The organism is Thiomonas sp. 13-64-67 (assembly GCF_002282795.1).
GTDB classification, from domain to species: Bacteria; Pseudomonadota; Gammaproteobacteria; order Burkholderiales; family Burkholderiaceae_C; genus Thiomonas; species Thiomonas arsenitoxydans.
The window spans coordinates 1-21,801 of the sequence record NZ_NCKP01000030.1; the positions used below are offsets into that span (position 1 = coordinate 1).

Below are 21,801 nucleotides of genomic sequence, written 5' to 3' on the forward strand. Positions count from 1 at the left end.
GCAGCTCTCAGCCGTCACTCAACAGAACGCCTCGGCTTCGGAACAACTCGCGGCCACCGCAGAAGAGATGAATGCGCAGGCGCAGGCTTTGCAGGAAAGTATGCTGCAGTTCAAATTGGCTTGAGCCGTCGGCTTTTCTAGCACCTCAAGCCAGACGCCGGGCGCGCTCGGTCGGGCTGACGATGTCGGTCAGGCGAATGCCGAACTTGTCATTCACCAGCACGACTTCGCCGCGCGCGATGAGAAAGCCGTTGACCAGCACATCCATCGGTTCGCCGGCGAGCCGGTCGAGATCGACCACTGAGCCTTGCGCCAGTTGCAGCAGTTCGCGAATCTGGATTTTGGTGCGGCCCAGTTCCACCGACAGCGTGACGGGGATGTCCATCACCAGATCGAGCTGGTTGTTGGGCGCTGCGCCGCCCTGGTCGGCACGAAGTTCGGCGAAGGGGGCGGGTTGCACCTTGGGCGGCTCTGCCGCAGCGGCTGCAGGCTCGGCGGATACGCCCTGCTCCGCCATGGCTTCGCCCCAGTCCGCCAGATCGTCGGCGGCTGTGGTGTCGGTGGGGATGTCTTCTGCCATGGAATGTCCTGCGGAATAAGGGATCGGAATCAGTGCGCGCCGTGCGCCAGGAGTTGCGCCTTCTCGGGCACCTCCGGGAAAAGCTGCTGGCGAATCTTGAGCGCCATCTTGTCTTCGTGCCGGCCATACTCGCCCAGCAGCACGGGAATGCCGTCCACGCGGGCAATCACGGTTTCGGGCATGTCCACCGGCAGGACATCGCCGACCCGCAGATTCAGCAGTTCGCGCACCAGAATTTGCCGCTGCAGCAGTTCGACGCGCATTTCCACTTCGGCCTCGCGCATTTCAGTCTGCAAGGCCTTGACCCAGCGGTGATCGACTTCGCTGCGGTCGGTGGTCATGCCGGTGGTGAGCTGGTCGCGGATGGGTTCGACCATGCTGTACGGGATGCACACATGCAGGCTGCCGCCGCCGCCCTCGATCTCGACATCGAAGGTCGAGACGATGACCACCTCGGTCGGGGTGGCGATGTTGACGAACTGCGGGTTGACTTCGGAGCGCGTGAGCTCGGGCTCCAGCGGCAGCACGGGCGCCCAGGCGGTTTTGTATTCCTTGAACACCATGTCGAGCATGCGCTTGATGATGCGCTGCTCCAGCGGGGTGAAGTCGCGGCCCTCGATGCGGGCGTGAAAGCGGCCATCTCCCCCGAAAAAGTTGTCGATCACGCTGAAAATCAGCCGCGGGTCGAAGATGAGCAGCGCGGTTCCGCGCAAAGGTTTCATCTGCACCAGATTGAGATTGCTGGGCACGACCAGGCCGCGAATGAACTCGTTGTACTTGGTCAGCTTCACCGACGACACCGAGATTTCAGAGGCGCGCCGCAGAAAGTTGAACAGGCTCACCCGCCACAGCCGGGCGAAGCGCTCGTTGATGACCTCCAGCGTGGGCATGCGCCCGCGCACGATGCGGTCCTGGCTGGCCAGGTCGTAAGGACGCACGCCCCCTTCATCCGCCGCCTCCGGTTCGGCCACCGGCTCTTCGCCCGAAATGCCGCCGAACAGCGCGTCGACTTCGTCTTGGGAGAGGACGTCTTGAACCATGTCAGTTTCGCACAGCCGTTATGAAGCAACGGGCATCCCCTTCAGGGGACAGCGAGCAAAGTGAGCGCGGAATCTGTTTCATTTCACTGCACCACGAAAGCGGTAAAAAACACGCCGTCGATCGGCGCCCCGTCATGCCCATGCGCAGCGGCAGCCGCGCCGCCCCCGCCGCCATGTTCCCCACCTGCAGCGGCCACCGCAGGCGCGCCTTCGAGCACCTTGTTCACCGAATGCAGGATGTCTTCGCGCAGGTGATCGCGCCCTTCCACCGAATCGACCTTGTCGATCGACTGGGCCGCGAGGATGCGCAGAATGTTGTTGCGGAGTTCGGGCGTCATGAGCTTGACCTTGCCTTCAACCGAAGGATCGTAAGTCTTGAGATCGATCTTGACCTGCAGGTAATGCACTGTGCCGTCGGTACTCTGCAGATTGGTGACAAACGGCTCCATGCTGATGAAACGCATGTTCTTCGCCTTCTCGGCCGCAGCCTCCGCAGCCAGCTCGGCCGCGGTGGGCGCCGCCTTGGGCTTCATCAGAAAAAATGCCGCCGCGCCGCCCCCGGCCATGAGCACGATCACCGCCACCAGAATGATGATGATCAACTTGGTCTTGCCGCCGCCCTTTTCCTTGGCCTTGGCCTCTTGTTCCGCCATACCCCGCTCCCAATGTGCTGATTGGGGCGCGCACGCTGCGCACCCTTTGCGCGTGAAGGACGATCAATGCGTTTTCACTGCAGGGTTTAACGACACAAGGGCGGGGTTTTTGAAGGGGCGCGACTTCGTGCAGCACACCGACCGCAGCATGAAAGACTCCCAGGTTCTCACACATAGGTGTTCACCAGTCCCTGCTGCCAGCGCAAGACCTGCGCGGCAGAAGCGCCCGGCACGCCGCCTGCGGCGATGTCGGCAATCGCGTTCGATCCCGACGCGCCGCGTTGCGAGCGTGCCTGCTGGCGATCGCCCTGCCCGCCTTGGGTGCCGACGGAAGTCTGGCCGAGCGACAGCCCGGCCCCGGCAAACACATCGCGCAGTTGCGGCAGCGCCGCCTCGACCGCCTGCCGCACCACGGCATGCGCGGAGACAAACTGCGCCTGAATCTGGCCATCGTGCATCTGCAGATGGACTTCGAGCGGCCCGAGTTGCGGCGGATTGAGATGAAGCGTGGCGAATTTCTGCTGCCCCTGTGCCGCCAGCAAGACCTGCTGATTCATCGCCTGCCCCCAGTCGGGCGACCCCATATGGGCGGGCACGGTAGCCGCCCAGACCGTCTGCGATACTTGGTTGGCCTGTGGCATACCCAGAGTCAAAGCCTGCCCAATCTGGTTTGGCGACACAACAAACGGGGTTGAGTCGGCATGGTTCGACGGTGCGGTCTGCAGGGCCGAAAGGTCTGAAGCCGTGGTGAGGGACTGATGCAGGGCCGCGAATCGGCTGGGCTGTGCGGCGTCTGCAGCGCTGCCCGCCAGGTTCTGCATCCACGCGGGCAGGCTCTCGGCGGCTTTGGTTGTGCCGCCCGTCGTGACGCCTGCTGGCGCTCCCGCGCGCCCGAAGTTCGCCTGCCGGTCTGTCAGCGGGTCATTCTGCGGTTCGGCAAGCAGTGCAGAGGTCGGCAGAGTTTTGGCGTCTTGGGTCTCGGCCGTCGGGGTGGCAATGGGCGCGGCAACCGAGGTGGCAACCGGCGCCTGCAGCATGGCGGCGAGCACGGGGCCAGGTACTGCTGCTGGGCTGGCATCCTTCGGCGCAGTCTTGCGGTCGTCCAGCGGCAAGGTTTTGCCGCTTTGCGCTGCCGCCATTGCCGCTTCGAGCGCCCCGCTGGTCTGCGGGGCTAGCGCCGATGCGCTCGCATTCGCCGCTGCAGAATCTTGTGATGGCGCTGATGACTGCATCTGCGGCGAATCGGCCTTGCCCCGCGCCTGCGCTGTCGCTTTTGCGTCTGAAGATGAAGCCTCGCTCGGTTTCTGCGCTTTTGCCGAATCTGCGGACGCCGACGACGAAGGTGCCGCCTTGCCCGCACGCGAAAGCGCGTCGGAAAAGCTTAGCCCGGTCTCGTTCTGAGACGCTGCAGCCCCGGCCGACGACGATTCGGCAGGTGGCGCAGCAGGAGTGGACACGACAGGAACGATCAGCGGCATGATGGCGGCTCAAACGAGTAGATACCCGTTCTAAGCAAAACCTGCGCCAGCCTGACTGACTGCAGCCTGACTGATCTTGCGACTTCAGAAATCAGACCGCTGCTGCGAGCTGGGCAGGAATTGCGACGCTCGCCGTACCGCCCATTCCTGCAGGTTTTTCAGCGCGCTGGCCTTTTGTCCCTGGCGTTTTTGCGCCTGATGCTGGTCGATCAGCACCTCGAACGCCTTTTCGCGCTGGCGCGCTGCCGTCCATTGCCCCATGAGTTCGGTCAGGATGAGCTGCTGGCGGTTGAGTTCGACTTTCTGCGCGGTGATGGCCGATTCGATGCGATCGACAAAACCGCGCAGGTCGCGCACCTGACTCCAGGCGGTGCCGGCAGTGCCCAGAGTCTGGATCTGTTCACGATATTGCGCGGCATAACTTTCAAGCTGTGCAAGCTTCGCCTGCGCGGTTCGAAGAATGTCCTGCTGTTTACCCACGAGTTGACCCGCATTCTGACTGGCCTCTACGGCTTGCGCATGCAAAGCCTGAAGGGTCTCCAGCCGTTGCGGGCTGAGGGTATTGTTGTAGGTCATGCGTTGGGGGGGCGAATTTGATTCAGGCAAAGTGTAAACCTTGCACCCAGCAGGCCCAAACTTCCCTGTCGAAATCGTCAAAAACCCGACATTTCAAACAAGGTAGGGCGTCATCAGATCGGCCAGTTCCTGTCGGCTCTGTGTCAGGCCGACAGCGGCGTGCATGTCCTGAATCAAAAACTCGCGAATGCCGGCGTGCGCCTGCACCGCCTGGTCGAGTTGCAGGTCGGCGCCCGGGGTGTAGGCGCCCACGGCAATGAGGTCTTGCTGGCTGGCGTAGCGCGATTGCATTTCCTTGAGCTTCTGCATGCGCCGAAGTTCCAGCGGGGTGGCGATGGCCGGCATCACGCGGCTGATCGACGCCTGCAGGTCGATGGCCGGAAAGTGCCCCTGCTCGGCCAGACGGCGACTGAGCACGATGTGGCCGTCGAGAATGGCGCGCACATTGTCGGCCACCGGGTCTTGCTGGTCGTCGCCTTCCATCAGCACGGTGTAGAACGCGGTGATGCTGCCGCCGCCCTCCGGCCCGTTGCCCGCGCGCTCCACCAGTGCCGGCAGCTTGGCGAACACCGAGGGCGGAAAACCGCGCGCCGCCGGGGGCTCGCCTGCGGCCAGCGCCACTTCGCGCAGCGCCAGGGCGTAGCGGGTGACCGAATCCATCAGCAGCAGCACGTTCAGCCCCTGGTCGCGGTAATACTCGGCCATCGCGGTGGCCAGACGCGCGCCGCGAATGCGGGTCAGCGCCGGGGCGTCGGCCGGGGCGGCCACCACGACGGCCCTGCTGCGCCCTTCCACGCCCAGAATGTCTTCGATGAACTCTTTGACCTCGCGGCCCCGCTCGCCGATGAGACCCACCACGATGACGTCGGCATTGGTGTTGCGCGCCATCATGCCCAGCAGCACGCTCTTGCCCACGCCGCTGCCCGCGAACAACCCCATACGCGCGCCACGGCCCACGGTGAACAGCGCATTGATCGCGCGCACGCCCACGTCGAGCGGCTGGCGCACCAGCGCCCGGCCCAGCGGGTTGATCTGCTGAGTCGACAAGGTGGTGTAGTGTGAGGCCAGCAGCGCGCCGTCGCCGTCGAGCGGACGGCCGTTGCCGTCGAGCACGCGCCCGAGCAGTTCGGGCCCGACGGGAATGCGAATATCGCCCGGCACGGGATGCACCCGTGCCCCCGGCGTGAGGCCCTGCACTTCGCCCAGTGCCATGAGCTGCACATGATCGCCGTTGAAACCCACCACTTCGGCGTCGATGACACGGTTCTGCTCGGTGCTGATGCGACAACGCTCGCCCAGACTCGCCTCCAGCCCCTGCGCTTCAAGAATAAGCCCCCGCACCCGCACCAGGCTGCCGCTATAGACCAGAGGCAAAGGCCCGCCCGATTGCAGACGAAGTTGCAAAGTCTGCAGATGGCGCGATACCCGGGCCAGACTCATTGCAGCCCCCTCATTGCAGACCCTCCTCGAACAGCCGGGTCATGATCTGCCGCCAGCGCTCTTCCACGCGCAGATCGAGTTCGCTCACTGCCTCGCGCGAGCGCGTGCGCCAGCGGCGGTCGGGCGTGGCGGTCTGCCCCGGCGCGGCAGCGGCCACGATCAGATCGCCGCGCTGCAAAGTGTCGTCCGCCAGCAGGGTCACGCCACTGGTTTCGAGATCGGGCGCGGCGTTGCGCAACACGTCCAGATCAAGGGGATGAAGCCGCACCGAAGGCGCCCCGGCCTGCGCCGGAAAAGCCGCCAGGGCTTTGCGCACAATGGGCAGCAACGCTTCGGGCTGAGTGCGCAGCTCATGCAGGATGACCTGCCGCGCCAGTTCCAGCGCCAGCGCGACCAGCGCCGTCTCGGCCTCGGCGTCGAGCGCGGCCACGGGTTGGGTGACGCGGGAGAGCAGCGCCTGCAGCGTCTCACGTTCCTGCTGCGCCTGCGCCCGCCCGGCGGCCAAGCCCTCGGCGTGTCCGGCGGCGTAGCCTTCGCGATGGCCTTGTTCTAGACCCGCCTGTCGGCCGTCTTCGCGGCCCTGCGCCTCGGCCTGCGCGTACACCGCCTCGAACTGCTGCGCGGTCGGCGGGCCGCCAGCGGTCTGAAGCGGGGTCTGCGCCGCGGTGCGCGCCGCAGAGTCCATTTCCGGCGGCTGCCAGCGCCGTGCGGCCTGCGCGTCTTCCTTGGGAATGATGCCGCTCATGGCTTCGATGAGAACCAGTTACGGGTTGCCAGGCATCAGCCGACGAGTTGTTCGCCGCCGCCGCTGCCCAGCTGAATCTGGCCCGCCGCTTCCAGGCGCGAGGCGATCTGCAGAATTTCCTTCTGCGCCCCCTCCACCTCGGAGAGCTTGACCGGCCCCTTGGCCTCCATGTCGTCGCGCAGCATTTCAGAGGCGCGCTTGGACATATTGCTGAGAAATTTCTCCTTGAGCGCGTTGTTGGTGCCCTTGAGCGCCAGAATCAGCGTTTCCGACGAAATTTCGCGCATCATGGTCTGCAGACTGCGGTCGTCCACATTGATCAGATCGTCGAACACGAACATCTGGTCCTGCACCTTGGTCGCCAGTTCTTCGTCCTGTGAGCGCAGATGCTCCATGATGCTCGACGACAGCGCGGTTTCCACCCGGTTGAGAATCTCGGCGGTGACCTTCGGCCCGCCCACGGAACTGACCTGCACGCTCTGCGAATCGCCCGAGAGCTGCTCTTCGAGCACTTCGTTGAGCTCGCGCAGCGCGCTGGGCTGCAGGCCGTCGAGCGCGGCCAGCCGCAGCATGGCTTCGCCGGCCTGGCGCTCGGTGAGAAAGTGCAAGACCTCGCCGGCCTGCTCGGGCTCGATATTGGCCAGCACCAGCGCCACCACTTGCGGATGCTCCAGCTTGATCAACTCGGCAATGGCGCGCGGCTCCAGCCACTTGAGGTTCTCCAGCCCGTTCGATTCGCCGCCGTGCAGAATGCGCTCGATCAGCGAATTGGCGCGCTCGCCGCCCAGCGCCTTGGTCAGCGCGCCGCGCAGAAATTCGTTGGAGCCCAGACCGAGTGCCGTCTGCTGCTCGATTTTTTCGCGGAATTCGCGCATGACCGCATGCGCCTGGTCGGCGCTCACCCGGTTGAGTTTGGACATGGCCACGCCCAAACGCTGCACTTCGCGCGGCCCGAGATGGCGCATGATCTCCGCGGCCTGGTCTTCTCCCAGACTCAGCAGCAGCACGGCCGCGCGGTCGAGTCCGCTGAAATCGGCTTGTTCACTGGCCATCGGACAGCCACTCCTTCACCACCTGCGCCGCCCGCCGCGGGTCTTGCTTGACCAGTTCGCGCGAGATCGCCGCATCCGTCTCCAGGGTATTGCTCAATTGCACCGTGTCTGGCGCCAGCGAACCGGGCATACCGCCCGCCGCCATTTCGGCGCCCGCACCCGGGCCAGATGACTTTTGCGTGCCGTCACTCGGCGTCTCTTCACGCGCGGCCTCGTCGTCCTCGGCGGCTTCCTTGCCTTGGCGACGTTTGGCCTTGACATCGCCGCTCGCCGCCTTGCGCATGGCGCGGTAAGCCATCAAACCGAGAATCAGGGCGATGACGTAGGGCGCGGCCTGCCGCACGCCGTCCCAGACCCAAGCCTGGCGCCACAAGGGCAACTGCTTCTCGGCCTCTTTCTGCGCGGCAGTGAAGGGCATGTTGACAATGCTCACGGTGTCGCCGCGCTTGGCATCGAAACCGATGGCGTTTTCCACCAGCTGCTTCATTTGCCCCAACTGCGCCGCGTTCAGCGGCACGGGCTTACCGCCCTTGGCCTGATCGTTCACCAGTACGGAAACCGACAACCGCTTGACCGAGCCGACCGGCTGCTGGGTATGGCTGACCGTTTTGTCGAGGTCGTAATTGCTCGTGGCCGACGAGCTGGCCGCCGTGGGTGCCAGCGTCTTGAGGCTGGGGGTGATCTGGGTGAGTTGCTGGGGCGTGAGCGGCGCGGAAGCCGTGCCCATGACAAAAGGAGCGGTGACCCCGCCCGGCGGCTGGTTGCTCAGTGCGCCGGGCACGCCGGCGGGCAGCGTGCCGCCGCCGCTGGAATTGGTGCTTTGCTGCTGCTGGCTGAGCAAATGGCCCTGGCCGTAAACCACCGAGCTGGATTCAGTCTTGGCGAAATCGATGTCGGCCGACACCGCCACGCGTACCCCCTCGTTGCCCACCAGAGGCGCGAGCAGCGCTTCGATCTGCTTGCGATATTGCTGCTCGATGGTGTTGCGATACATCAGCTGGTCGGGCTGTATGCCGCTGTCGGCCCGCTGCCCGGAGGTGAGCAGATTGCCGTCCTGATCGACCACGCTGACGTTTTTATCCCCCAGCCCCGCCACGGCGGACGACACCAGATGCACGATGCCCGCCACCTGCGCACCGCTGAGCACCCGGCCCGGGTAGAGCTTGAGCAGCACCGAGGCTGAGGGCTTCTCGGCCTCGCTCAGGAACACGGAGGGTTTGGGAATGGCCAGATGCACCGTGGCCGATTGCACCGCCGAAAGCGATTCAATGGTGCGCCCCAGCGAACCCTCCAGCGCCCGCTGGTAGTTCACGCGCTCGACAAACTGGCTGGTGCCCATCGGCTCGTGGTCGAGCACCTCGAAACCCACGCCCGCACCTTTGGGCAGACCGTTGGCCGCGAGTTTCATGCGGGTGGCGTACACCTGCGCCGAGGGCACTTCGATCACCGCGCCGCCGCCAGTGATGCGGTAGGGAATGTTGAGCTTTTGCAACTCGCCAATGACCGCGCCGCCATCGCGCTCGGAAAGATTGGTGTAGAGCACCTGATAGTCGAGCCGGCTCGTCCACATCAGGGTGACGATAACCAACGCGATCAGCGCCGCCAGACCCGCCAGCCAGGTGAAGCGCTGGTTCATATTCATCTGGCGGAAGGCGCCCAAGGGGTCTTGCAGCGCAGCGGCGGTGGTCGTGGCCATGAGGGGGCGTCAGGAGAGGAGCGTCAAAAAAATGTCATTCAGGGAAACGGCGTGGTGCGATAGGGCGATCAGGCCTGAATGTTCATGATGTCCTGATAGGCGGACACGAGTTTGTTGCGCACCTGCAGCACCGCCTGAAACGACAGGCTGGCCTTTTGCGAGGCGAGCATCACATCGCTCAGACTCACATCGCCCGTGCCCGATACGAACTGTTGCTGCAGGGCGTTGGCGTGCTGCAACTCGCCGCTCACCCCGTCGATGGCGCTCTTGAGCGTGGTGGCGAAGTCGGATTGTTGCGAGGCCGCGGTGGCGCCCAGCGCCGCTGCCGCATTGCCGCCCACCGCGTCTGCGGGCCGCGCCTGCGCCTGCGCGGTGAGGCTGCGCATTTGGGCAAGCACGCTTTGCATGGGATCGATTTGCATGAGGCCTCCGGCAATTTTTCGTCGATTCAACCGGGATTAAACCGGTGTTTTGCCCCTTTGAAGCAAAACGCGTTCCAGCTATGGCTGGTTCAAGGCGCGTCAGGGTGCATCAGGCTGGTCCGGCAGTTCCAGCCCGGCTTCGCGCAGCTTTTGCAGTTTGTGGCGCAGGGTTCGCGGGCTGATGCCCAAACGCTCTGCGGCCCGCTGCTTCGAGCCCTGGCTGTCCTGCAGCGCGTCGGCGATGAGCTGGCGTTCATTCAACGCCAACTCGCTGCCGAGATCGCCCGCAAAGGGCTGCGGCGTAAGTGGATGTTGATAAGGCGTAAGCTGAGGCTGAGCGGGCGCCGAAGCGCGCTGAAGGCTTTCGGCGGCGGGCGGCGGAAACAGCAGATCGGCCGCTGAAATCACCCCGCCCTGGCTCAGAATGGTTGCGCGCTGCATCACGTTGTCGAGCTCGCGCACATTGCCGGGCCAGCTGTGCGCCAGCAAGGCCTGCTGCGCTGAAGAATCGAGCCGGGGCGATGGCGTCATGCCAAACTGCGCCGCATGGCGTACCAGCATGGCCTTGGCCAACGGCAGAATGTCGTCGCGGCGCTCGCGCAGCGGCGGAATCTGCACCGGAAACACGTTCAGCCGGTAATACACATCTTCGCGCAGCACGCCTTGCTGCACGGCCTGCTGCAGATCGCGGTTGCTGGTGGCCACCAGTCGCACGTCGAGCGCGATGCGTTTGCGCCCGCCCAAGCGTTCGATTTCGCGCTCCTGCAGCACGCGCAGCAGCTTGGCTTGTAGCGCCGGGGCCATTTCCGTCACTTCGTCGAGCAGCAGCGTGCCGCCCTGCGCCTGCTCGAATTTGCCAGGCGCCGACTGCCCTGCCCCGGTAAAAGCGCCCTTCTCGAAGCCGAACAGCGTGGCTTCGAGCAGGGTTTCAGGAATGGCGGCGCAGTTGATCGCGATGAACGGTCCCGCCGAGCGCGGCGATTGCGCGTGCACATAGCGCGCCATGACTTCCTTGCCCACACCGCTTTCCCCCAGCAGCATGACGGTGACATCGGTCTGCGCGGCGCGACGGACGATGGTCAGAATCTGCTGCATCGCGGCAGACTCGGCGATCAGGCCGCTGGCGGGTCCGGGCGCCGATGTTGTCTTTGTCGAGGCCGCGGTCGGCGCCGGGCTTGCGACCGGGGCTGAAGCCACGGCGGCCTTGGTTTTCGCCGGGGTGAGCGACGTCGCCGAAGGCACGAACTGACGAATCTTGGACAGCGCCTGCGAGAGATCGAGGGGCGCGTTCAGATAGTCCGCCGCGCCGCTTTGCAGCGCCTGCACGGCTGCCTGCACCGAGGCATGCCGCGCCACCATCAGCACCGGCAGCGCAGGATGCAGGTCGTGCAGCCGCGCCAGCACCCGTGCCGCATCGATGCCCACCCCTTCGCCATCGCAAAACACCAGATCGGGCGACCAGCCCTGCTCGACCGCTTTCAGGGCGGTGTCTTCCGCTGCATGCAGCGCGGCCACGCAACCCGCGCCTTGCAATTCGTCGCAAAGGCGCTGGCCACGCGCGGCGTCGTGGTCGATCAGCAAAATTCGCGGGGAAGTCATCGGGAAGGGTCGAAATCAGGCGAAGAGGAAACAAGAGGGCATGCAGCCCGGCAGCAAGTTAGCAAAACCAAGGCCTGAGACGTGACGATTTTCCGTCACCCGCACTCGCAACAGCAGCAAGCTGCGAATTTACTCGCGCGCCTCGGCGCCCAGGCCGTATTTGCGGATTTTCTCCACCAGCGTGGTGCGGCGCAGGCCGAGGTGCTGCGCGGCATGCGCGATCACATGGCGGCTGCGCTGCAGCGCCTGTTCGATCAGGCTGCGTTCGATCTGCTCAAGGTAGGCGCGCAGGTCCATGCCTTCTTCAGGCAGCACCGGCTGCAGAGCGGGCTCGGTCATGGCCTGCATCAACGCTTGCAGCCCCTCTTGCTCGTCGTCTACGGCGGCGGTGTTCGTGGCCAGTTCGGGCAAAGCCGCCTCGGTCGGGCTTAAACCTCGTCCCGGATCGCGCCCCAGATCGCCGCCGGCGCGCAGCTTGGGCGGCAGGTCGGCCAGACGCACGATGGAACCGGAATGCAGGATGAGCAGCCGCTCCATCAGGTTCTGCAATTCGCGCACATTGCCGGGCCAGCGGTAACTCAGCAGGGCCTGCTGCACGCCGTCGCCAAAACGCACCCGCCCCAGCCCCTGCGCCTCGAGGCGTTGCAAGGCGTGTTCGGCCAGCAGCAGAATGTCTTCGCCGCGCTGGCGCAGCGGCGGCACCTGCACCGGAAACACGTTGAGGCGGTAGTAAAGATCTTCGCGAAACCGGCCCAACCCGATCTGCTGCTCCAGATCGCGGTGCGTTGCCGCCACGATGCGCGACTGCGCGCTCAGCACTTCGCTGCCCCCCACGCGCTCGAAGCATTTTTCCTGCAGCACCCGCAGAATCTTGACCTGCAGCGGCGGGCTCATCTCGGCGATTTCGTCGAGAAACAAGGTGCCGCGCCCGGCCAGTTCAAACCGGCCCTTACGCGCATTGAGCGCCCCGGTGAACGCACCCCGTTCATGGCCGAACAGCTCGCTCTCCATGAGTTCACCAGGAATCGCGCCGCAATTCACCGCGACGAAAGGTCGGGCCGCGCGCGGTGACTGCAAATGCACGGTGCGCGCCACCAGCTCTTTGCCCGTGCCCGATTCTCCGAGCACCAGCACCGTGCTGTCGGTCTGCGCCACACGGCGAACCTGCTCGCGCAGAGTGCACATCGGCGGGCTCTCGCCCAGCAGCAGATCGGGGCTGTCGGCAGTCAGGAGATGGGGTGCGCGGTCGTCAAGCATGGCGACATTCTCGCAGCCCCGCGAATGAGGGGTGCATCAACCTAGCTTGCGCAAAATGCCTTCTGCCCCGGTGAGCTTATGCAAGGGGGCTTTTGCATCGCGCGCCGATGCTGCATTTCTATAGGGGCCGACGTAGAACAGATGCAGCCCGCGCACTTGCTGTGCGGCCACGCAAACCTGGGTGTAGCCCGCGCGGTGCAGCTTGCTGGCCAGACGGTCAATGCTCTGCTGCTTGCCAAACGCGCCCACCTGCACATACCAGCCCGCAGTGCGGCAAACCCCCACCGCCCCAACGCGCTTCGGCTTCGCTGGGGTCGCCGCAGCACGCGCGGGCTCGGTACGGGCTTGAACCGCGGGCTTGTGTTGCTCAGGCTTAGGCTTCGCAACGGGCTTGGCGACGGGCTTGCTCGGGGCTGCGGCAGTGACCGCTGAGCTCGCAGTCTCGACAACGGCGGTTGGCGCCGGGGCCGGTGCCGAAGCGGTTTGGGTTGGCGCTGCAGCGGATGCCACCCTTGCGGCCTGAGACGCCGTCGCAGCCGTCTTTGGCGCGCTGGCCGCAGACAGCGCGTCCATCGCGGCGGCCGCGGCCCGTTCCTGCTGCGCCGTGCTCATCGCGAGCTTCGGTGCGGCTGCCGCCACCGCGGAAGCCGCCCGCGCCGCCCTATTGGAAGCGCTGGACGCGGGATGAATGACCGTGCTCTCGGTGCCCGGCGTGGGCTTGCGCAGACCGACCACTGCCCAGACGATGAGGCCCAGCAAGATGAGAACGCCGAGTACCAGAATGCTGCGATTGAGCCAGCGCAGTCGGTTTTTCAGGGGTTGGAGATCGTCGTTCAAGAGTGCGTTCCGGGGCTGGGCGGCGTGACGGACGGCGTGGCGGCCGGCATGACGGGCGACGCAACAGGCGACGCAACATCGGGCGTCGCGTCACGCGTTTCGGCAGGGTTGAGGGGCGTATCGGTCACGGTCGCATTGCTGAGGGGAGACACGATCACCACGCTCACACGGCGGTTGGCCGCGCGACCTTTGGCGGTGTCGTTGGATTCGACCGGATGATATTGACCATACCCCGCAGCGACAAGCTGTTCGGGTTTCACCCCCTGCTCGATGAACATTTCCACCACCGACACCGCCCGCGCCGCAGACAGCGCCCAGTTCGACGGGAATTGCGCGGTATGGATCGGCGTGGTGTCGGTAAAACCGTTGACCTGAATCGGGTAGGTCACCCCCTGCAGCACCCCGGCGATCTGGTCGAGCAGGTCTTGCGCCTGCGGGGTGAGCGCCGCCTGACCCGAAGCGAACAACACGGTGTCATGGATGTCGATCACCACACCCAGCGGGGTCATGCGCACCCGCACATCGCCCTTGCGAATGGCGCTGGCCAGCAGCGTTTGAATCTTCTCGGCTACGCCCTGCAACGTCTTTTGCACTTCCTTGGCCCCCGGCCCGCCTCGGCCTGGCTCGATGATCTCGGGCTTTTGCTGTTTGGGAATAGGCGGCAGATCGATGGCCGAGGGCATACTGTTGAACGGCTGGCCTACCTGCACCGGGTTGGGCGTGGTGGGCTGGCCGGTGAAGGCGGCGATCATGGTCTGCGACAAGACCTTGTACTTGCCTTCGTTGAGCGAGGAGATCGAATACATCACCACGAAAAATGCAAACAGCAGGGTGATGAAGTCGGCATACGACACCAGCCAGCGCTCGTGGTTTTCGTGTTCTTCGTGGGCTTTTTTACGGGCCATGACTCAATTCGTTCGAGGTCTCTACGCCAGAAAGGCGGCTCAAGCGCCCTGCCGCTTCCGCGCCACCTGGCGGCGATGGTGACGGAAGATCAGCCGGTCGAGGTCGTTTTGCACCTGCTGATCGAGCGGATCGAGCTCCAGGGTGTGCCAGAACTGGCCGCGATCGGGACGTTGTTCGGTCATCAGGCCGGAAAGCACCAGCGGCAAGGCAATGCGATGACGCAGGTAGATGCGCGCCCACAGACGCCGCCCGACTTCGAGCGGCTGCTCGCTGGCCCAGCGCAGTTTGCGCGAAGACAGCGCACAGGGCCGCTCCGGCGGCAGATTGCCCAGCCCGCGCAGCGCCGCGCTGGCCATCAGCAGCAAAAGATCGACGCGGCGCTCCAGATTTTGGATGGGATCGGCGCGGCCATGTTCGCTGTCGTGCGACACGGTGGGTTCGTCGAGCATGAGCAGAGCGCGCAGCAGGGTGTTGTTGTCCGCCATGACTTCTGCGCGGGCCTGTGGCGGATTGAGTTCATCTACCCAGTCCAGCGGAAACACGCCATCGAGCTGCACCGCTGCCACAGCGCCGTGCAGCGCGTCGGGGTGGCTGGCGAAAAACCGGGAATCCGGGAAATCAGCGGGCTCGTTGGACTGGGACATGACGTTCTCCTTGCCGTGCATTGTCCCATTGCAGCAATAGTCGGGCCAATCCGTGTCTCCACGGAAGGCGGCTCAGACCGCGGCCTGCTCCATGCCCTGATGCCAGGAGTCGCGCAGCGCCGTGACCACGGTGCGGCAGTCTTCGATGGCCTGCAGGTCGTCGAAAATATTGGCCTGCGCCAGACGGGCCAACAGGTAGGTATAAATGCGCTCCAGGCGTTCGGCCACCGGCTGTTCGGCAAGCTGCGGGCCCTCTTGCATACCATCAGGCAGCACGGCCAGCAGGTGCTCAACCAGTTGGTAAGCGCGCCCGAGCGATTGCCCCTTGAGCGGCAAATCCTTGCCGTCCGGGTTGCGCAGCGCGGCCTCTGCCCGCCGCAGGTATTCGAGAATACCGTCCAGCCCGAGGGCGTAGAGCTTGTCTCCGGCGATGCCCTGATTTTCTACCTGGCGATAGGCGCGCATGGCAAAAGCGGCTGCACTCATGAAACTCTCCTGATGAGGCGACGATCAGCCGCCGGTCGAACTGGAACTGGAGCTGGAACTGCTGCCAGGCGGATTGAAGAACGCGGTGAGGTACTGCCCCACCGATTGCAACTGCGCGACTTGCGTCTGCATGGCGTTGAACTGCTGCTGCAGCAATGCGGTCTGTGAGGCCGCGCTGTTCTGCAACTGGGTGATCTGCTGATTGATGCCCTTGATGGTGTTGTTCAGCCCGCTGGTCGCGGCCGAAACAAACCCGCTTTGGGTATTGAGCGCCTGGGTCAGAATGGCATTCATCTGTTGATAAATGCCTTGGCTGACCGTGACCGAACCCAGGCTGCCCGTGGCCTGCCCGCTGATGTTGACCTGCAGGCCCAAAGCCGCGCCCGGCCCGGTGACGGTGAGCTGCTGCCCGGCACCGGTTCCGGTCTGGCCGTTGATCGACCCGACCACATCCGTGCCCTTGGCCATCAGCAGCGTGGTGCCGATGCCGGTGCTCCCGGCGGACGCCGGCTGCGTGGACACCACGGAAAAATTCTTCGCACTGCCGTAATCGGCCGACTGGAACTCCAGCGTGCCGTTGTTGTTGATCGCCGAAATGCCGCTCAAACCCTGCTGGCTGAGCGTGGCGTTGATGGTGGCGACGATGGTGTCGATGGTGGAACCCGAAGCGAGCTGCACCGACACGCTGGTTGCGCCCGAACCGATGACCAGCGTTTCCGCGCTGGTGATGCCGCCGCTGGCGATGGGGTTGGACGCCGTCGCGCTGGCCTGCGTGGCGCCAGAAGTGACATTGACCGCATAAGTACCCGGCTGGGTGTTGTTGCCCGCGCCGACATACTGCACATTGGCATTGGTAGCCGTGCCGACCTGTCCGAACAAACCGGCCACGGCGTTGTAGTTGCTCTGCAGCGCCGAGCTGAGTTTGCCGCTGTCGAGCGCCAGGGTGCCGTCTTGCGCGAGGCTGATACCCACCGCGCCGAGCGAGGTGTAGGCGCTGCCCGGCGTGGTGCCGATGCCCTGTCCGCTGATGAGGTTGAGCAGTTGGGTGCGCAGGGTTTGAATTCCGGCGTTGCCGATGAGCGGGCCGCTCTGGCCGGACGCGCCGTTCGACCCGGGGGTGTAGGCGGTGAGTTGGTTGAGCGTGCCCATCGAGGTGTTGAAAGCCGTGACAAAACTCTGCACCGAGGTCACGAAGGCGCTGGTATCGTTCGCCACGGTGAGGGTGGTCGAGCCGCTGGCTTCGAGCAGGTTCAGGCTCACCCCCGGAATCGCCCCGCTGACCGTATTGGTGGCGCTGGTCACCGTCAGCCCGTTGATGCTCACCGAGGCGTTGCGGGCCGTCTGGCTCTCCGTCATGCCGCCCGAGGCGCTGGCGCTGTAGCTCAAACTGCCCAGCGAACCCGTGGCGCCGCTGGTGCTCACGGTGAAGGCGTTGGCCGCGCCGGTGTTATTGCCCGTGAGCGTCAGTCGGTAGCCGGTGCCGTCGTAAATGACCGCCGCATTCACCCCGCTGCCCGACTGGTTGATCGCCGCGGCGATGCCGTTGAGCGAGTTGTTGGTGCTGTCGATATTGATATTGGTGACCGAGCCGCTGCCCACCTGAATCTGCAGCGTGCCCGTACCGACCGCCGTGTTGGTCGCCGAGGCGAAATCGCCGGAGTAGATGCTTTGCGTCTGCGCCAGCACGATATTGCTCAGCGAATACGTGCCCAGCGGCGCGTTGGCGCTGGCCGTGCCCGACACCGCGCTGGAATTGCTCAGGTTGACCGTGCGGTTGTTCAGACTGGTGATGTTTTGCAGCCCGGCCACGGTCGATTGCAGGCTGGACAGGCTGCTCTGCACCGAACCCCAGGCGCTCAGTGTGGACTGGTACGACTGTTCCTGGTTCTGCAGCAGCGTGATGGGCTGCTGATACGCCGCCGACAGCGAGGTGATCAACGACTGCACGTTGATTCCGCTGACCAGCCCTGAAATGGATACCGACGACATACTGCGCTCCGATTGCGTTACCGCTTGAGAGTTTTAACGACACAGCCCAGCCGAACTGTAGGGCCGAAGAATCGATCCGCGTCAGGCTTTTTCCTGCAACAGACTGCCGGGCGACATCGGCTGGTCCGGGCTCTGCGCCGCGGCCTTCGCCACCTGCTGCGAGGGCACGTAGTAGCGCACGAATACCTGCTGCGTTTGTTTGTCTTTCAGCTCCACCAGCAACTGACCGGGGTGATCGCCATTCGGGTCGAGCCCGGCCGTCAGTGCCACGGAGGGCGCTTGCTGGCTGACCTGTTTTTGCAAAGTGTCAGCCGCCTGCGCCAAAGTGGCGGGCGGCAAACTGTTGGGTGCTGCACCCGGCAAAACCCCTGCGGCCGCAGCGCTTTTAGTCGGTCCAGCTGGCACAAAGCTTGGCGCCGAACCCGGGGCTGGCGCAGACGCTGTTGGTGCTGTCGGTAGGATCGGCGCGCCAGTCTGTAACTTGCCGGGCGAAGAAAAATTCACGGCATTTTGAACGTCCATGATGCCTCCATTCAGGCCAATGAAACCAAGACAAAAAGCATGAAGCAGATGGCAAAACCCCCGGGACGCCTCGCGGCGGCCCGGGGAAACCCCCTGGAGAAACGATCAAGCTCGATTACGGCAGGAGCTTGAGGTAACTCTGTTGCAGCGAGTTCGCCTGCGCCAGGGTCGAAATGCCCGCTTGCTGCAGGATCTGGTACTTGGACAACTGCGTGGTCGCCTGGGCGATGTTGGCATCCTGCACCACAGACTGGGCCGCCTGCAGATTGGTCGCGGTGGTCTGCGAGTTCTGCACCGAAGCCTGAATCCGGTTCTGGATCGCGCCCAGTGCACCGCCTTGCTGGTTCAGGGTATTGATAGCATTATCAATAATGGAAATTGCCGCATTTGCCCCTTGCACTGTTGAAACATTGACGGTTGAAGCTGAAACCAGATTACTCGTAGCGGCCAAGCCGATACTATTGCTACTACCCACTGCATAGCCTTGCGTAGATTGCATCTGAACAAAGCCTTGAATCAGCGCCGAATTCCCCGGGCCAGTAGTTGTTGCAGCGAGCTGTACCGCTGCAGTACCAGCGGCACCAGCACCATTAATACCATTCAAAGTAATGGCCGTATTCGAAGTGAAATTTTCTATTGTAATATTTTTGCCTTGCCCTTGCGTCAAAGCCAAATTTCCAGAATTATCGACAGTTGCAGTAATTCCAGTCTGAGCTGTTGAATTGTTGATTTGCGATACCAAGCCAGACCAATCCGTCCCTGATGCCCCCTGAGTGACATTTGCAGTGATATTTTGCGTTGTTTCTCCATTGCCAATAACAAAGGAAACTGCGGCAGTAGTGCCTGCAGTCAATGTCGTTCCAGTGGAAAATGCGATACTTGTATTAGCTGTTGCCGAGACGCCTGTTTTTTCGGTTTGCGCATTAACTGCTGCAGCTATGCTCGCAGCCGATTCAGCGGTTGAAGTTACATTGATGCTAGCGCTACCAACAGAACCACTAATATTAAATCCAGCAGTGTTAAAGCTTCCGGCTGTTGGAGCTGTTGCTCCAGTTCCACTTGTCATCGTGTAAGCCAAACCATACCCGTTGTTTGTCACAGCACCGCTAGCTTGATACGCAGTCGCAGCGCCTGCGGCACCACTAACAGCCACCGTATTCAAACCAATTGCCGTTGATTGCGAATTGGCGATTGATACATTGATGATTTGGTTAGCATTCGCCCCGACCTGGAACTGCTGACCTGAGAAGCTGCCGTCAAGAATGTTCTGACCGTTGAACTGGGTTTGCGTGGATATGGTCTGAACCTGGGCCAGTAGCTGGGACACCACCCCCTGTAGAGATTGACGATCCGCTGAGGTGTTAGAGCCGTTGGCCGATTGCACGGCAATGGTACGGATCTGTTGCAGCAGGTTGGTTTCGTTTTGCAGCGCGCCAGTAGCGGTCTGTACTAGAGAAACACCTTGGTTGCCGTTGGACACGGCCTGGTTCAGCCCGTTGATCTGGGTTTGAAAGCGCTGCGAAATGGCGTAGCCCGCCGGGTTGTCCGCAGGCCCGTTGATCTGCTTGCCGGTGGACAACTGCTGAATATAGGTGCTGAGGCTGCTGGACGTGCTGCCGAGCGCGTTGAGGGTGTTCAGCGCGTTGACGTTGGTGTTGATGATGCCGGAAATGGCCATGATGGAGCTCCTTTGCTATGGGGAAATCCGGCATCCGTGCCGAATACGGACAACCCTGTCCGCACTCCTCTTAACGGCACGCTCCAACGGCGCTTTAGGATTTTTTTTGCGCCGCCTGCGCCGCCCGCTCCGCAACGGTGCGCAGGCGCTCCAGCAGCGGGGCCAGGGCGTCGGCTGGCGACGGGTCCTGCTCCGCAGTTGGCGCGGGCCGCTCGGCTGGCGCCGCCGCCGGGCCAGATTCTGCCCTGGGCTGAACGATGGCGCCGAGCAAGGCGTCGAGATCGGCTTCGGTCTGTTCGAGCAATTCGGCGGTGGCCGGGCTGGCGGCCAGATGCGAGAGTTGCAACCGCAGGTTCAGCCCCAGCAGGGCCAGCGCCTCGGCCGTTTGCACGAGTTGTTCGGCGCTGCGCTTGTGCCCGGCCTCGGCTTGCGCCAGTCTATCGGCGCGGGCGGCGGCGTGCGTCTGGGCGGTCACCTCGCGCTGGGCAGCCGCGCCGATCTGCGCCTCGACCTCTGCGGCGAGGCTGTTGGCCAGCGAACTCAGTTCCGCCCAAGCGGCCTGCTGCTGTTCGCGCTGTTCCCTCGCGACGCTCTCGATCGCCTCACGCTGGTCGGACAAGGCCGCCGCAGTAGCCTCGGCCTCGGCTTCGGCTGCTGCCACTGCACGGGCCGCGTCCTGCGCTTGTTTTCTGAGCTGGACCAATTCGGCCTGCGCCTGGGCCGCCTGGCGCTGCCAGGCGCTGCTTTGCGTCCGCTCGGCTTCGAGCGCCGACTGCAGAGCGGCAAGCTGGGCGGCGGTTTGCGCGGCGATTTTGGCCTTCTCTCGGGCGACGTCTTCCACGGGCTGACGCGCTGCAGAGGCCGCGTCGATCAACGGCTGCCAGAAGGCGGCCACGGAGGATTTGAGCGGCGCCTGTGCATCGGGCGCGGCGACCGCTTCGCGCAAAACTTGCTGCACCTGCAACAAATCCAGACGAATAGACAGACCGAGATAAAACGCCAGCAGCACGAGCAGAGCCGCCCCTGCGCCCCAGACGGTGAGCAGCAGCGCGGGTTCGGCGTCAAGACCTGCGGCAACCCCCAGCGCCGCGCCCCAGATCAGCGCGAACAGGCCCAGCAGCAGCAGGCTGCGTTGCGGCGTGCGCTTCATGGTCGTTCTCCCCCGGCGTTCCAGCAGGCTTGCCACAGCGCGGCGACATCGAACACCGCGATGGGTTCGACCCAGGGCGCCTGCGGACCGGTAGGCTCGGCGAGTGACGGCGCCCCTGCGTGCAACAGCCCGCGAATGGCGTTCCACGGCGGCCGCAGCCCCGGCTGCACCGGCGCCCAGTGCCGGGTGAGCGTGGTGGCGGACAGCCGCAGCAGCCCGCCGACGTCATCCACCGCCAGAACGCCAGCCTGCTGCGCCTGGCTCCAGACCAGAAACCGTGCATCGCCCCGAGACAAACTCGGGCGGCGCAACAGACAGGCGCCCAGATCGAGCACCAGCAGGGGCCGTCCCTGCCAGGCCATCAGGCCCGCGCAATGCGGGTGGCGCTGAGCCAGCGGCAGCGTCACCAGTTGCGGCGAGCGCAGAATCTGCCGCACCGGAGCCGCGTCCAGCGCATGAAGTTGATCGCCGACGCGGAACTGCAGCCAGGAGATCGTGCCGGTCATCGGTCGCTCCCTACGCGCAGGCGCGCTTCGAGCCAGGGCAGATCGAGCAGCAGCACGGGCTGCCCGGTGTCTGGCTGCCACGGCGCGCCTTCCCACGCCGCCGCGCGCACGCCGCATGCCGACTGCACGGACGCGGGCACGGGCCAGAACAGCAGGTCTTGCTGGCGGCCAAGGGCCTGAACCCGCAGGGCAAAAGGCGGCTCTCCCGACTCGGGCTGAAGCAACAGCGCTGCGCCGCCGACCTCGTGCTGCGGCTCGGGCACCTGCCAACAAGCGGGCAGATCGAGCGCGGGCAGTGCCACATCGTCTTGCAATAGCAGAAGCTGCCCGTCCGGGCCGGTCCACTGCGGCGTGCCGGGCTCCAGAACCCAGGGCGCCAACGCGGCAGGAACCGCGACGATCCAGGGGCCGACCACGGCGGTTTGCACGGTGAGCGTCTGTGCTTCGTCCAGCGGGGTTTGCGGGGTCGGCTCAGCGGACGCGATCGGCGCCGGGGCGGGATCAAACACCTGCGGCGGTGCAAAGCGCATCGGCGCGACGGGCTC

Annotated in this window: 21 protein-coding genes and 1 pseudogene; all 22 read right to left on the reverse strand. The window is 64.4% G+C overall.

The window, feature by feature from the left end; translation table 11 throughout:
- Nucleotides 1-145 precede the first annotated feature (145 nt).
- Nucleotides 146-580, reverse strand: coding sequence for a flagellar motor switch protein FliN (gene fliN / locus B7X30_RS08885; RefSeq protein WP_286730281.1), 435 nt, complete (start codon nucleotides 578-580; stop codon nucleotides 146-148).
- A gap of 29 nt (nucleotides 581-609) precedes the next feature.
- Entirely contained in the window at nucleotides 610-1,620 is a 1,011-nt protein-coding gene (fliM, locus tag B7X30_RS08890; protein ID WP_286730282.1) for a flagellar motor switch protein FliM, read from the reverse strand.
- 83 nt (nucleotides 1,621-1,703) lie between these two features.
- Nucleotides 1,704-2,273: a flagellar basal body-associated FliL family protein gene (locus tag B7X30_RS08895; RefSeq protein ID WP_156052803.1), complete on the reverse strand. Its 570-nt coding sequence runs from the start codon at nucleotides 2,271-2,273 to the stop codon at nucleotides 1,704-1,706.
- Between the two features lie 167 nt (nucleotides 2,274-2,440).
- Nucleotides 2,441-3,751, reverse strand: a complete 1,311-nt coding sequence (locus B7X30_RS08900) for a flagellar hook-length control protein FliK (RefSeq protein WP_286730283.1) — start codon at nucleotides 3,749-3,751, stop codon at nucleotides 2,441-2,443.
- An 84-nt stretch (nucleotides 3,752-3,835) separates the two neighbouring features.
- Nucleotides 3,836-4,327, reverse strand: coding sequence for a flagellar export protein FliJ (locus B7X30_RS08905; RefSeq protein ID WP_013105560.1), 492 nt, complete (start codon nucleotides 4,325-4,327; stop codon nucleotides 3,836-3,838).
- Between the two features lie 93 nt (nucleotides 4,328-4,420).
- Nucleotides 4,421-5,767 carry a FliI/YscN family ATPase gene (locus B7X30_RS08910; RefSeq protein WP_286730284.1) on the reverse strand — a complete coding sequence of 449 codons (1,347 nt, stop codon included), beginning with the start codon at nucleotides 5,765-5,767 and terminating at the stop codon, nucleotides 4,421-4,423.
- A 10-nt stretch (nucleotides 5,768-5,777) separates the two neighbouring features.
- A complete protein-coding gene (locus tag B7X30_RS08915) occupies nucleotides 5,778-6,512 on the reverse strand; it encodes a flagellar assembly protein FliH (RefSeq protein ID WP_286730285.1) in 735 nt (244 codons plus the stop codon).
- A 35-nt stretch (nucleotides 6,513-6,547) separates the two neighbouring features.
- Nucleotides 6,548-7,564, reverse strand: a complete 1,017-nt coding sequence (fliG, locus tag B7X30_RS08920; RefSeq protein ID WP_013105557.1) for a flagellar motor switch protein FliG — start codon at nucleotides 7,562-7,564, stop codon at nucleotides 6,548-6,550.
- A complete protein-coding gene (fliF, locus tag B7X30_RS08925; RefSeq protein WP_286730286.1) occupies nucleotides 7,554-9,260 on the reverse strand; it encodes a flagellar basal-body MS-ring/collar protein FliF in 1,707 nt (568 codons plus the stop codon). The genes fliG and fliF overlap by 11 nt, the downstream gene beginning before the upstream one ends.
- Before the next feature lie 68 nt (nucleotides 9,261-9,328).
- A complete protein-coding gene (gene fliE / locus B7X30_RS08930; protein WP_286730287.1) occupies nucleotides 9,329-9,682 on the reverse strand; it encodes a flagellar hook-basal body complex protein FliE in 354 nt (117 codons plus the stop codon).
- 99 nt (nucleotides 9,683-9,781) lie between these two features.
- The gene (locus B7X30_RS08935) at nucleotides 9,782-11,281 is read right to left on the reverse strand and encodes a sigma-54-dependent transcriptional regulator (protein WP_286730288.1); all 1,500 of its coding nucleotides are present in this window, start codon (nucleotides 11,279-11,281) and stop codon (nucleotides 9,782-9,784) included.
- A 129-nt stretch (nucleotides 11,282-11,410) separates the two neighbouring features.
- The gene (locus B7X30_RS08940) at nucleotides 11,411-12,538 is read right to left on the reverse strand and encodes a sigma-54 interaction domain-containing protein (RefSeq protein ID WP_286730289.1); all 1,128 of its coding nucleotides are present in this window, start codon (nucleotides 12,536-12,538) and stop codon (nucleotides 11,411-11,413) included.
- A gap of 36 nt (nucleotides 12,539-12,574) precedes the next feature.
- Nucleotides 12,575-13,375, reverse strand: coding sequence for an SPOR domain-containing protein (locus B7X30_RS08945; protein ID WP_286730290.1), 801 nt, complete (start codon nucleotides 13,373-13,375; stop codon nucleotides 12,575-12,577).
- Nucleotides 13,372-14,280: a flagellar motor protein MotD gene (motD, locus tag B7X30_RS08950; RefSeq protein WP_286730291.1), complete on the reverse strand. Its 909-nt coding sequence runs from the start codon at nucleotides 14,278-14,280 to the stop codon at nucleotides 13,372-13,374. The genes B7X30_RS08945 and motD overlap by 4 nt, the downstream gene beginning before the upstream one ends.
- A 39-nt stretch (nucleotides 14,281-14,319) precedes the next feature.
- Entirely contained in the window at nucleotides 14,320-14,925 is a 606-nt protein-coding gene (locus B7X30_RS08955) for a PilZ domain-containing protein (RefSeq protein ID WP_276708552.1), read from the reverse strand.
- A gap of 72 nt (nucleotides 14,926-14,997) precedes the next feature.
- Nucleotides 14,998-15,411, reverse strand: coding sequence for a flagellar export chaperone FliS (gene fliS, locus B7X30_RS08960; RefSeq protein WP_286730292.1), 414 nt, complete (start codon nucleotides 15,409-15,411; stop codon nucleotides 14,998-15,000).
- Between the two features lie 24 nt (nucleotides 15,412-15,435).
- Nucleotides 15,436-17,400, reverse strand: coding sequence for a flagellar filament capping protein FliD (gene fliD, locus B7X30_RS08965; protein ID WP_286730293.1), 1,965 nt, complete (start codon nucleotides 17,398-17,400; stop codon nucleotides 15,436-15,438).
- Nucleotides 17,401-17,481: 81 nt separating this feature from the next.
- Nucleotides 17,482-17,739, reverse strand: a complete 258-nt coding sequence (locus tag B7X30_RS08970) for a hypothetical protein (protein WP_286730294.1) — start codon at nucleotides 17,737-17,739, stop codon at nucleotides 17,482-17,484.
- 298 nt (nucleotides 17,740-18,037) lie between these two features.
- Entirely contained in the window at nucleotides 18,038-19,600 is a 1,563-nt protein-coding gene (locus B7X30_RS08975; RefSeq protein ID WP_286730295.1) for a flagellin N-terminal helical domain-containing protein, read from the reverse strand.
- 94 nt (nucleotides 19,601-19,694) lie between these two features.
- Nucleotides 19,695-20,750, reverse strand: coding sequence for a chemotaxis protein (locus tag B7X30_RS08980; protein ID WP_286730296.1), 1,056 nt, complete (start codon nucleotides 20,748-20,750; stop codon nucleotides 19,695-19,697).
- The gene (locus B7X30_RS08985) at nucleotides 20,747-21,256 is read right to left on the reverse strand and encodes a chemotaxis protein CheW (RefSeq protein WP_286730297.1); all 510 of its coding nucleotides are present in this window, start codon (nucleotides 21,254-21,256) and stop codon (nucleotides 20,747-20,749) included. Before B7X30_RS08985 ends, B7X30_RS08980 begins: the two co-directional genes overlap by 4 nt.
- Nucleotides 21,253-21,801: pseudogene (locus B7X30_RS08990) on the reverse strand (histidine kinase); the annotation flags it as partial. The pseudogene B7X30_RS08990 and the gene B7X30_RS08985, both read right to left, overlap by 4 nt.

What these genes read in the sequence shown, in the direction of transcription:
- motD (WP_286730291.1), bottom strand. Translation starts at nt 14,280, where the DNA reads ATGGCCCGTAAAAAAGCCCACGAAGAACACGAAAACCACGAGCGCTGG.
- B7X30_RS08910 (WP_286730284.1), bottom strand. Translation starts at nt 5,767, where the DNA reads ATGAGTCTGGCCCGGGTATCGCGCCATCTGCAGACTTTGCAACTTCGT.
- fliD (WP_286730293.1), bottom strand. Translation starts at nt 17,400, where the DNA reads ATGTCGTCGGTATCCATTTCAGGGCTGGTCAGCGGAATCAACGTGCAG.
- B7X30_RS08905 (WP_013105560.1), bottom strand. Translation starts at nt 4,327, where the DNA reads ATGACCTACAACAATACCCTCAGCCCGCAACGGCTGGAGACCCTTCAG.
- B7X30_RS08955 (WP_276708552.1), bottom strand. Translation starts at nt 14,925, where the DNA reads ATGTCCCAGTCCAACGAGCCCGCTGATTTCCCGGATTCCCGGTTTTTC.
- B7X30_RS08940 (WP_286730289.1), bottom strand. Translation starts at nt 12,538, where the DNA reads ATGCTTGACGACCGCGCACCCCATCTCCTGACTGCCGACAGCCCCGAT.
- B7X30_RS08900 (WP_286730283.1), bottom strand. Translation starts at nt 3,751, where the DNA reads ATGCCGCTGATCGTTCCTGTCGTGTCCACTCCTGCTGCGCCACCTGCC.
- B7X30_RS08980 (WP_286730296.1), bottom strand. Translation starts at nt 20,750, where the DNA reads ATGAAGCGCACGCCGCAACGCAGCCTGCTGCTGCTGGGCCTGTTCGCG.
- fliE (WP_286730287.1), bottom strand. Translation starts at nt 9,682, where the DNA reads ATGCAAATCGATCCCATGCAAAGCGTGCTTGCCCAAATGCGCAGCCTC.
- B7X30_RS08935 (WP_286730288.1), bottom strand. Translation starts at nt 11,281, where the DNA reads ATGACTTCCCCGCGAATTTTGCTGATCGACCACGACGCCGCGCGTGGC.
- fliG (WP_013105557.1), bottom strand. Translation starts at nt 7,564, where the DNA reads ATGGCCAGTGAACAAGCCGATTTCAGCGGACTCGACCGCGCGGCCGTG.
- B7X30_RS08915 (WP_286730285.1), bottom strand. Translation starts at nt 6,512, where the DNA reads ATGAGCGGCATCATTCCCAAGGAAGACGCGCAGGCCGCACGGCGCTGG.
- B7X30_RS08975 (WP_286730295.1), bottom strand. Translation starts at nt 19,600, where the DNA reads ATGGCCATTTCCGGCATCATCAACACCAACGTCAACGCGCTGAACACC.
- fliS (WP_286730292.1), bottom strand. Translation starts at nt 15,411, where the DNA reads ATGAGTGCAGCCGCTTTTGCCATGCGCGCCTATCGCCAGGTAGAAAAT.
- fliM (WP_286730282.1), bottom strand. Translation starts at nt 1,620, where the DNA reads ATGGTTCAAGACGTCCTCTCCCAAGACGAAGTCGACGCGCTGTTCGGC.
- B7X30_RS08985 (WP_286730297.1), bottom strand. Translation starts at nt 21,256, where the DNA reads ATGACCGGCACGATCTCCTGGCTGCAGTTCCGCGTCGGCGATCAACTT.
- fliN (WP_286730281.1), bottom strand. Translation starts at nt 580, where the DNA reads ATGGCAGAAGACATCCCCACCGACACCACAGCCGCCGACGATCTGGCG.
- fliF (WP_286730286.1), bottom strand. Translation starts at nt 9,260, where the DNA reads ATGGCCACGACCACCGCCGCTGCGCTGCAAGACCCCTTGGGCGCCTTC.
- B7X30_RS08895 (WP_156052803.1), bottom strand. Translation starts at nt 2,273, where the DNA reads ATGGCGGAACAAGAGGCCAAGGCCAAGGAAAAGGGCGGCGGCAAGACC.